The organism is Pseudomonas sp. HY13-MNA-CIBAN-0226, assembly GCF_040310305.1.
GTDB lineage: Bacteria > Pseudomonadota > Gammaproteobacteria > Pseudomonadales > Pseudomonadaceae > Aquipseudomonas > Aquipseudomonas gregormendelii.
The window spans coordinates 1-9,983 of the sequence record NZ_JBEOPS010000040.1 but is presented as its reverse complement, the minus strand read 5'-3'; the positions used below and the strand labels follow the sequence as shown (position 1 = coordinate 9,983).

The following is a 9,983-nucleotide window of genomic DNA, read 5'->3' as shown; positions in this document are numbered from 1 at the left end:
CGATCGGACGATCTTTTGATCTTCACCCTTGAAAATCAAGATCAAAAGATCGTCCGATCGCGGCCCGAGCCTGCGGCAGCTCCTACGGGGGGCTTTGTTTCACTCAGCCGGATCAGGTTGGCTGTCAGGCCGCCTTCGCTGGCGAGCCAGCTCCCACAAGGGGCTTTGTTTCATTTCGCGGGATCTGGTGGCTGTCAGGCCGTCTTTGCGGGCCATGGGCAATAAAAAAATTCAACAAATCCCTGGCGCCGCCGAAACCCTGTGAAAGCCTCACGGATTGAATATGCCATGCGTAATAACCAGCCCATCACTCAACGCGAGCGGACCTTCCCGGCTCAGCAGCGGTTGATTTCCACGACCGATGCCAAGGGCGTGATTACCTACTGTAACGACGACTTTGTCGAGATCAGCGGGTTTTCGCGTGAGGAACTGATCCGTGCGCCGCACAATCTGGTTCGTCATCCTGACGTGCCATCGGCGGTGTTTGCGCATATGTGGGGCACGCTCAAGCAGGGTCAGCCCTGGATGGGCATCGTCAAGAATCGCTGCAAGAGCGGTGATCACTATTGGGTTAACGCCTATGTGACGCCGATCTTCGAAGGCAATCAGGTGATCGGTTACGAGTCGGTCCGGGTCAAGCCGACGGCCGAGCAGATTCGTCGTGCCGAGGCGTTGTATCAGCGGCTTAACCAGGGCAAGTCGGCGGTTCCTGCCAGTGATAAGTGGCTGCCGGTTGTGCAGGATTGGTTGCCGTTTATTCTGGTGAGCCAGTTGAGTTTCATGATTGGCGCCACGCTGACTTCGCACTGGGGCTTTGCCCTTGCCGCCGGGCTTTCGGTGCCGTTGGGCCTGATGGGCTTGAGCTGGCAGCAGCGTGGGTTGAAGCGTTTGCTGCGCTTGGCTGAACAGACCACCTCCGATCCGTTGATTGCGCAGATGTACACCGACAGCCGCGGTGCTCAGGCGCGGTTGGAGATGTCGATTTTGAGTCAGGAAGCGCGCCTGAAGACATGCCTGACCCGTTTGCAGGACACGGCCGAGCATCTGACCGATCAGGCCAGGCAGTCCGACACCCTGGCGCACAACAGTTCGACTGGCCTTGAGCGTCAGCGGGTTGAGACCGAGCAGGTGGCGACAGCGGTGAACCAGATGGCGGCGACGACCCAGGAAGTGGCGAGCCATGTGCAGCGCACGGCAGATGCCACCCAGGAAGCTAATCGCCTGACGGGGCGTGGTCGTACCATTGCCGGGGAAACCCGTGATGCCATTCAGCGCCTGTCGGTGGTGGTTGGGGAAACCGGGATGACGGTGACTCAGCTTGCCAAGGACAGTGACGAGATTGGCGGTGTGGTGGACGTGATCAAGGGTATCGCGGACCAGACCAACCTGCTGGCGCTGAACGCGGCGATCGAAGCGGCCCGTGCCGGTGAGATGGGTCGTGGTTTTGCGGTGGTGGCGGATGAGGTGCGACAACTGGCGCAGCGAACCAGCGAGTCCACCGGGCAGATTCATGCCCTGATCGCCAAGCTGCAGCAGACGGCCAGTACCGCCGTGCAGACCATGGAAGCCGGGCATCGTCAGGCCGAGGAAGGTGTGGCGCGGGTGCTGGAGGCGGATCAGGCGTTGGTGGGGATCAGTGAGGCGGTGGCCAATATTACTGATATGACGACGCAGATTGCGGCGGCGACTGAGGAGCAGAGTGCTGTGGCTGAGGAGATAAGTCGCAATATCAGCAATATTTCGCAGCTGGCGGATCAGACGTCGGAGCAGGCGCAGCATTCGGCATTGTTGAGTGAAGAGCTGACGAAGACGGCGAGTACGCAGTATTCGTTGGTTGAGCGGTTTAATCGCTAGGGTAAGGTCAAGGTCAAAAGATCGCAGCCTTCGGCAGCTCCTACGGGGGCGTGTATGAGCAGAAACCCGGGTAGCTTCCGGGTTTTTTGTTGCTGCACAAAACCTGTGGGAGCGGGCTTGCCCGCGATGAGGCCCTTACAGCCACCGCAGATGTCACTGAAGGAAGCTGGCAACCTTCTGCGCCGCAGCGGCCAGATGCTGTTCGTGGGTATGCCCCGAAGCCTTCAGCGGTTTGAGGTCATGATCCCCCGCCACCAGCCAGAACACCTCGATGCTCGATGACAATTGGTACCCTTCGACAACCTCCCGATTCCCCAGCGCATCCCGCTCGCCCTGCACAATCAGCGTACGGGTCTTCAAGCCGGCCAGGTGTTCCACCCGCGGTTTCTCCGGCTTGCCCACTGCGTAGAACGGATACCCCAGGCACACCAGCGCATCCGCGCCCAGTTCATCGGCCAGCAAACTGGCCATCCGCCCGCCCATGGACTTGCCGCCAATGGCCAGTTTCCCGGCGACATGGCGTCGCACCACGGCATACACCTCCCGCCAGCATTCCAGCAGTTTCGGCGCCGGATTCGGTGGGCGTTTGCCGCCATCGACACGCCGTTGCGCCATGTAAGGAAACTCGAAGCGCAACACGTTGACGCCCAGCGCACAAAGGCGCGCAGCCATGTCGTTCATCCAGTCGCTGTCCATCGGCGCACCGGCGCCATGGGCGAGGATCAACGTCGCAGATGCCGGCCCTACAGCGGCATCCCATAACCATCCGTGATCCTGCACACACCGCGCCCATTGATCCCCGTCAATACTGGCCTTGTGCTCTTTGTCCATGCTTGCCTCGCTTTTAGTCTGCCTATAACTCCAGGCGAAGGACGCGCTGCCTTGTCGCACGCGTGCTCACTTCGGCTGAACCGTGGATGGGGAACCATGAACACTTCTATCAGTACCGCCTACAACTACAAGGTGGTCCGCCAATTCGCCATTATGACGGTGGTGTGGGGCATCATCGGCATGGGGCTCGGGGTTTTTCTCGCGGCCCAATTGGTGTGGCCCGAGCTTAACTTCGATTTGCCGTGGACCAGCTTCGGGCGCCTGCGCCCTTTGCACACCAACGCGGTGATCTTCGCCTTCGGCGGTTGCGCCCTGTTCGCCAGTTCGTTTTATTCAGTGCAACGCACCTGCCAGACGCAGTTGTTTGCGCCAAAAATTGCCGCGTTCTGTTTCTGGGGATGGCAAGTGGTGATCCTGCTGGCGGCGATCAGCCTGCCGCTGGGTTACACCAGTTCCAAGGAATACGCCGAGCTGGAATGGCCGATCGACATTCTGATCACCATCGTCTGGGTCGCCTACGCCGTGGTGTTCTTCGGCACGATCATGCAGCGCAAGACCAAGCACATCTACGTCGGCAACTGGTTCTTCGGTGCGTTCATCATCACCGTGGCGATTCTGCACATCGTTAACAACCTTGAGCTGCCGGTGAGTTTCACCAAGTCCTATTCGGTGTATGCCGGTGCGACCGATGCGATGGTGCAGTGGTGGTACGGCCACAACGCGGTGGGCTTTTTCCTCACGGCCGGCTTCCTTGGCATGATGTATTACTTCGTGCCCAAGCAGGCCGAGCGGCCGGTGTATTCCTATCGCCTGTCGATCGTGCACTTCTGGGCGCTGATCACCCTGTACATCTGGGCAGGTCCGCACCACTTGCACTACACCGCGCTGCCGGACTGGGCGCAGTCGCTGGGCATGGTGATGTCGCTGATTCTGCTGGCTCCAAGCTGGGGCGGGATGATCAACGGCATGATGACCCTGTCGGGCGCCTGGCATAAGTTGCGCAGCGATCCGATCCTGCGCTTCCTGGTGGTCTCGCTGGCGTTCTACGGCATGTCGACCTTTGAAGGCCCGATGATGGCGATCAAGACCGTCAACGCCCTCTCCCACTACACCGACTGGACCATTGGCCACGTACACGCTGGTGCACTCGGCTGGGTGGCGATGATTTCCATCGGCGCGCTGTATCACATGATCCCGAAAATCTTCGGTCGTGCGCAGATGCACAGCATCGGCCTGATCAACGCGCACTTCTGGCTCGCGACCATCGGCACCGTGCTGTACATCGCCTCCATGTGGGTCAACGGCATTGCCCAGGGCCTGATGTGGCGCGCTATCAACGAAGACGGCACGCTGACCTACTCCTTCGTCGAAACCCTGGTGGCCAGCCACCCAGGCTTCGTCGTGCGCCTGGTAGGCGGCGCGATCTTCCTGAGCGGTATGTTCCTGATGGCTTACAACACCTGGCGCACCGTACGGGCCTCGCAGCCTGCCGACGTCGCCACTGCCGCGCAGATCGCCTGAGGAGTCCGCGATGAAACACGAAACAATCGAGAAAAACGTCGGCCTGCTCATGCTGTTGATGGTGCTGGCCGTGAGTATCGGCGGCCTGACCCAGATCGTGCCGCTGTTCTTCCAGGACGTGACCAACAAGCCGGTGGAAGGCATGAAGCCCTACACCGCGCTGCAGCTGGAAGGGCGCGACATCTACATTCGGGAAGGTTGCGTGGGTTGCCATTCGCAGATGATCCGGCCGTTCCGCGCCGAAACCGAACGCTACGGGCACTACTCGGTGGCCGGCGAGAGCGTGTGGGATCACCCGTTCCTGTGGGGTTCCAAGCGTACCGGACCGGACTTGGCCCGGGTCGGCGCCCGCTACTCGGATGACTGGCATCGCGCGCACTTGTACAACCCGCGCAACGTGGTGCCCGAGTCGAAGATGCCGGCCTACCCATGGCTGGTCACGCAGGCGGTGGACAGCAGCCATACCGAAGCCAAGATCCGCACCATGCGCACCCTCGGCGTGCCGTACACCGATGACGACGTCAGCGGCGCGGTGGCCAGCCTCAAGGGCAAGACCGAGATGGACGCCCTGGTTTCTTACCTGCAAGTGCTCGGCACTGCCATCAAGAGCAAGAGGTGAGTGATGTTTGAGATGAGCACTGGAATGATCCGCGGCCTGGGCACGGTCGTGGTGTTCGTGGCCTTCGTCGGCCTGACGCTGTGGGTGTTCAACACCAAGCGCAATCCGGAATTCGCCGAAGCGCGCCTGCTGCCGTTCGCCGACGAGCCGCAACCTGACAGCCCCCCAGAACCTGCAACAACAAGGAGTACCCGGTCATGACCACTTTCTGGAGTACGTGGATCTGCGTACTGACCATCGGCAGCCTGATCGGCCTGACCTGGCTGCTGATCGGCACACGCAAGGGCGAGACCAAGGGCAGCGTCGACCAGACCATGGGCCACAGCTTCGACGGCATCGAGGAGTACGACAACCCGTTGCCGCAGTGGTGGTTCATGCTGTTCGCCGGCACGTTGGTGTTTGCCGTCGGTTACCTGGTGCTGTACCCGGGCCTGGGCAACTGGAAAGGCATCCTGCCCGGCTATGAAGATGGCTGGACCGGCGTGCACGAGTGGGAAAAGGAGATGAACAAGGCTGACGCGAAGTTTGGGCCGATCTACGCCAAATTCGCGTCGATGCCCGTGGAAGAAGTGGCCAATGACCCGCAAGCGCTGAAGATGGGTGGCCGCCTGTTCGCCTCCAATTGCTCGGTGTGCCACGGCTCGGATGCCAAGGGCGCGTTCGGCTTCCCCAACCTCGCCGACAGCAACTGGCGCTGGGGCGGCGATGCCGAGATGATCAAGACCACGATCATGGGCGGTCGCATGGCGGCGATGCCGGCCTGGGGCGAAATCCTCGGTGAAGCCGGCGTGAAGAACGTGGCCGCCTACGTGCGTCACGACTTGGCAGGGCTGCCGTTGCCAGCGGATGCCAAGGCCGACCTGCAAGCCGGCCAGCAAGCGTTCAGCAGCACCTGCACGGCCTGTCACGGCGCGAATGGCCAGGGCACCGAGGCCATGGGCGCGCCGAACCTGACGCACCCGGCCGGCTTCATCTACGGCACCAGCCTGACGCAGCTCGAGCAAACGATTCGTCATGGTCGCCAGGGTCACATGCCGGCGCAGAATGAGCTGCTGGGCAACGATAAGGTGCAACTGTTGGCGGCTTATGTGTACAGCCTGTCCCACGGTTTGAATACCGATCGTTTGCAGGCTGAAGGCAAACGCGAATAACTCTCGACCGCTCTACTGCCGCATTCGCCTGCATGCGGCAGTTCCCTGCTCCTTTGCGACCAAGTGTCGCACCCTTCCTTAGTACGCCTTTCGGTTCCCCGAATTCGGGTCTAAGCTTGCCCAGATGCGGACTGGCATGAGCCGGTTCCAGGTCGACCCGACGCGATGCGTTCGACGAATGTGCTCGATGACAGGCCGCAAAGGCTGGTAGATACCGGCTGTCGCGCAAATTGCCTCCTGTCACCTGATCGTTGTGTTTGAACACACCCCGTTACATCTGACCTGACCCCCTCGGCTCTTTCGTCTGCTGCGACATTTTGTCCATGGGCAATTTTGTCCTTACGCGGCGCATGGAAAGGCCGCAGAATCAGCTTTTGAAAGCATTGACCCAGGTCATGGCGCGTTGCAATGACCCCCCGCTTTCTACATACTTGCGGCCGATTTTTACTCCTAATAAAACACCCAAACCGTGGAACCTTAGAATGAGCACAGCAATCAGTCCGACTGCTTATAACTATAAGGTAGTCCGCCAGTTCGCCATCATGACGGTGGTCTGGGGGATCCTTGGCATGGGGCTTGGTGTCTTCATCGCCTCGCAACTGGTATGGCCGGAATTAAACTTCGGTCTGCCATGGACGAGCTTTGGACGCCTTCGCCCGTTGCACACCAACCTGGTGATTTTCGCCTTCGGTGGTTGTGCACTGTTTGCCACTTCTTACTACGTCGTGCAGCGAACCTGCCAAACGCGACTGATTTCCGACAGCCTCGCCGCCTTCACCTTCTGGGGTTGGCAAGCGGTGATCGTCGGCGCCATCGTTACCTTGCCGCTGGGTTACACCACCACCAAGGAATACGCTGAGCTGGAATGGCCTTTGGCTATTCTGCTGGCCATCGTCTGGGTCACCTACGGTCTGGTGTTCTTCGGCACCATCACCAAGCGCAAGACCAAGCACATCTATGTGGGCAACTGGTTCTACGGTGCCTTCATCGTCGTGACGGCGATGCTGCACATCGTCAACCACGCTTCCCTGCCGGTCAGCTTCTTCAAGTCCTACTCGGCCTACGCCGGTGCAACGGATGCGATGATCCAGTGGTGGTACGGTCACAACGCGGTGGGCTTCTTCCTGACCACCGGCTTCCTGGGGATGATGTACTACTTCGTTCCGAAGCAGGCCGAGCGTCCGATCTACTCCTATCGCCTGTCCATCGTGCACTTCTGGGCGCTGATCACCCTGTACATCTGGGCCGGCCCGCACCACCTGCACTACACCGCACTGCCGGACTGGGCTCAGTCCCTGGGCATGGCGATGTCGATCATCCTGCTGGCTCCGAGCTGGGGCGGCATGATCAACGGCATGATGACCCTGTCGGGCGCCTGGCATAAGCTGCGCACCGACCCGATCCTGCGGTTCCTGGTGGTCTCCCTGGCGTTCTACGGCATGTCGACCTTCGAAGGCCCGATGATGGCCATCAAGACCGTGAACTCGCTGTCGCACTACACCGACTGGACCATCGGCCACGTACACGCCGGTGCATTGGGCTGGGTGGCGATGATTTCGATCGGCGCGATCTACCACATGATCCCGAAACTGTTCGGTCGTGTGCAGATGCACAGCATCGGCCTGATCAACGCTCACTTCTGGCTCGCGACCATCGGTACCGTGCTCTACATCGCTTCGATGTGGGTCAACGGCATCACCCAGGGCCTGATGTGGCGTGCAATCAACGACGACGGCACCCTCACCTATTCCTTCGTCGAAGCGCTGCAAGCCAGCCACCCGGGCTTCATCGTTCGCGCCCTGGGCGGTGCGTTCTTCGCCAGCGGCATGCTGTTCATGGCCTACAACGTATGGCGTACCGTACGTGCCTCGAACCCGGCTGAAGCCGAAGCTGCCGAACAGATTGCTGTAGTTGGAGCTCACTGATGAAGCATGAAGCAGTCGAGAAGAATATTGGCCTGCTGGCCTTCTTCATGGTTATCGCCGTCAGTATCGGCGGCTTGACCCAGATCGTTCCGCTGTTTTTCCAGGACGTCACCAACAAGCCGGTCGAAGGCATGAAGCCGCGTACCGCCCTTGAACTGGAAGGCCGCGACGTGTACATCGCCAACGGTTGTGTCGGCTGCCACTCGCAGATGATCCGCCCGTTCCGTGCTGAAACCGAACGCTACGGCCACTACTCGGTCGCCGGTGAAAGCGTCTGGGACCACCCGTTCCTGTGGGGTTCCAAGCGTACCGGCCCGGACCTGGCCCGTGTTGGCGGTCGTTACTCCGATGACTGGCAGCGTGCGCATTTGTACAACCCGCGCAACGTAGTGCCCGAGTCGAAAATGCCGGCCTACCCGTTCCTCGTGGAAAACAAGCTCGACGGCAAAGACACCGCCAAGAAAATGGAAGTCTTGCGCACGCTCGGCGTCCCTTACACCGACGAAGACATCGCCGGTGCCAAGGATGCTGTGAAGGGCAAAACCGAAATGGACGCGCTGGTGGCCTATCTGCAGGGCCTGGGCACCATCATCAAAAGCAAACGGTGATTTAGATGGATATCGGGATGATTCGTGGCCTGGGCACCGTTGTCGTGATGGTGGCCTTCATCGGTCTGGCGCTGTGGGTGTTCAGCCCCAAGCGCAAGTCGGAGTTTGAAGACGCTACCTTGCTGCCTTTCGCGGATGATCCCGAAGCCATCAAGCACGTCGAGCAAGCTTCTAGGAGTAACAAAGAATGACTACGTTCTGGAGTCTGTACGTCACAGTCCTCAGTCTGGGCACCATCTTCGCCCTGACCTGGCTGCTGCTGTCCACCCGCAAGGGCCAGCGCGCCGAGCAGACGGAAGAAACGGTTGGACACTCCTTCGACGGGATCGAGGAGTACGACAACCCGCTGCCGAAATGGTGGTTCATGCTGTTCGTGGGCACCATCATCTTCGCCCTCGGCTACCTGGTGCTCTACCCGGGCCTGGGCAACTGGAAAGGCCTGCTGCCAGGTTACAACTACCTGGATAACGAAAAGCAGACCGCGTTCGCCAACGGCCAGACCGGCTGGACCGGCGTGCACGAGTGGGAAAAGGAAATGGCCAAGTCGGACGCGCGTTTCGGCCCGATCTTCGCCAAGTTCGCTTCCATGCCAATCGAAGAAGTGGCCAAGGATCCGCAAGCACTGAAAATGGGTGGCCGTCTGTTCGCCTCCAACTGCTCGGTGTGCCACGGTTCCGACGCCAAGGGCGCCTACGGCTTCCCGAACCTGACCGACGCCGACTGGCGCTGGGGCGGCGAGCCCGAAACCATCAAGACCACCATCATGGGCGGTCGTCACGCGGTGATGCCGGCGTGGGCTGAAGTGATTGGCGAGCAAGGCGTGGCGGACGTGGCTGCCTACGTGCTGACCAACCTCGATGGCCGCAAGCTGCCGGAAGGCGCCAAGGCTGACCCGGCTGCCGGGCAGAAGTTGTTCGCGGCCAACTGCGTGGCGTGCCACGGTCCGGCCGGTAAAGGTACCCCGGCAATGGGTGCACCTGACCTGACCCACCCGGGCGCGTTCATCTACGGTTCGAGCTTCGCCCAACTGCAGCAGACCATCCGTTACGGCCGCCAGGGCCAGATGCCTGCCCAGGAACAGCTGCAAGGCAACGACAAGGTTCACCTGCTGGCCGCTTACGTCTACAGCTTGTCTCACGGTGAGAAAGCTCCGACGGAAGATGCCCAGTAACCTTTGATGTAACAAAAACGGCCCCGCCCATGTGAATTGGCGGGGCCGTTTTGTTTATGGCCTATGCTCGCTTAACGCTTCACCTGTAGGAGCTGCCGAAGGCTCGGGCCGCGATCGGACGATCTTTGGATCCGCTTAATGCCCTACTTGTAGGAGCTGCCGAAGGCTGCGATCTTTTGATCTGCGCTTTTATTTAACGGCAAGATCAAAAGATCGCAGCCTTCGGTGAACTGGTCAAGCAATCCCGGACACCGTTTACGGTGCTTATGCCGCTTTTTGCTCCATAGCTATTGGCGACAGGTA

Annotated in this window: 11 protein-coding genes; 10 read left to right on the top strand and 1 reads right to left on the bottom strand. The window is 60.3% G+C overall.

The annotated features are described in order from the left end of the window. Together AAEZ05_RS27500 and AAEZ05_RS27495 are read left to right on the top strand one after the other, a co-directional pair. Positions 1-225 (top strand): hypothetical protein (locus AAEZ05_RS27500; RefSeq protein ID WP_350649684.1); only part of this gene is annotated, 225 nt, incomplete at its 5' end. 63 nt (positions 226-288) lie between these two features. Beyond that, positions 289-1,854 carry a methyl-accepting chemotaxis protein gene (locus AAEZ05_RS27495; protein ID WP_194690481.1) on the top strand — a complete coding sequence of 522 codons (1,566 nt, stop codon included), beginning with the start codon at positions 289-291 and terminating at the stop codon, positions 1,852-1,854. A gap of 153 nt (positions 1,855-2,007) precedes the next feature. On the opposite strand, the gene AAEZ05_RS27490 is transcribed toward AAEZ05_RS27495, so the two are convergent. After that, complete coding sequence (locus AAEZ05_RS27490) at positions 2,008-2,685, bottom strand: alpha/beta family hydrolase (protein ID WP_350649682.1); 678 nt, start codon at positions 2,683-2,685, stop codon at positions 2,008-2,010. Between the two features lie 96 nt (positions 2,686-2,781). On the opposite strand from AAEZ05_RS27490, the gene ccoN (AAEZ05_RS27485) reads away from it, so the two are divergent. The 8 genes from ccoN (AAEZ05_RS27485) (at position 2,782) to ccoP (AAEZ05_RS27450) (ending at position 9,680) form a co-directional block, all read left to right on the top strand. Continuing rightward, positions 2,782-4,206 carry a cytochrome-c oxidase, cbb3-type subunit I gene (gene ccoN, locus AAEZ05_RS27485; protein WP_350649680.1) on the top strand — a complete coding sequence of 475 codons (1,425 nt, stop codon included), beginning with the start codon at positions 2,782-2,784 and terminating at the stop codon, positions 4,204-4,206. A gap of 10 nt (positions 4,207-4,216) precedes the next feature. Continuing rightward, positions 4,217-4,825 carry a cytochrome-c oxidase, cbb3-type subunit II gene (gene ccoO / locus AAEZ05_RS27480; RefSeq protein ID WP_350649678.1) on the top strand — a complete coding sequence of 203 codons (609 nt, stop codon included), beginning with the start codon at positions 4,217-4,219 and terminating at the stop codon, positions 4,823-4,825. Then, entirely contained in the window at positions 4,826-5,026 is a 201-nt protein-coding gene (locus AAEZ05_RS27475; protein ID WP_045057424.1) for a cbb3-type cytochrome oxidase subunit 3, read from the top strand. It begins immediately after the preceding gene. Continuing rightward, positions 5,023-5,976: a cytochrome-c oxidase, cbb3-type subunit III gene (gene ccoP / locus AAEZ05_RS27470; protein WP_350649676.1), complete on the top strand. Its 954-nt coding sequence runs from the start codon at positions 5,023-5,025 to the stop codon at positions 5,974-5,976. The genes AAEZ05_RS27475 and ccoP (AAEZ05_RS27470) overlap by 4 nt, the downstream gene beginning before the upstream one ends. Positions 5,977-6,458: 482 nt before the next feature. Beyond that, entirely contained in the window at positions 6,459-7,901 is a 1,443-nt protein-coding gene (ccoN, locus tag AAEZ05_RS27465) for a cytochrome-c oxidase, cbb3-type subunit I (protein ID WP_045057422.1), read from the top strand. Then, complete coding sequence (ccoO, locus tag AAEZ05_RS27460) at positions 7,901-8,509, top strand: cytochrome-c oxidase, cbb3-type subunit II (RefSeq protein ID WP_009042961.1); 609 nt, start codon at positions 7,901-7,903, stop codon at positions 8,507-8,509. Before ccoN (AAEZ05_RS27465) ends, ccoO (AAEZ05_RS27460) begins: the two co-directional genes overlap by 1 nt. Positions 8,510-8,514: 5 nt before the next feature. Continuing rightward, positions 8,515-8,700, top strand: coding sequence for a CcoQ/FixQ family Cbb3-type cytochrome c oxidase assembly chaperone (locus AAEZ05_RS27455; RefSeq protein WP_003175465.1), 186 nt, complete (start codon positions 8,515-8,517; stop codon positions 8,698-8,700). After that, the gene (gene ccoP, locus AAEZ05_RS27450) at positions 8,697-9,680 is read left to right on the top strand and encodes a cytochrome-c oxidase, cbb3-type subunit III (RefSeq protein ID WP_350601230.1); all 984 of its coding nucleotides are present in this window, start codon (positions 8,697-8,699) and stop codon (positions 9,678-9,680) included. Before AAEZ05_RS27455 ends, ccoP (AAEZ05_RS27450) begins: the two co-directional genes overlap by 4 nt. Positions 9,681-9,983 lie beyond the last annotated feature (303 nt).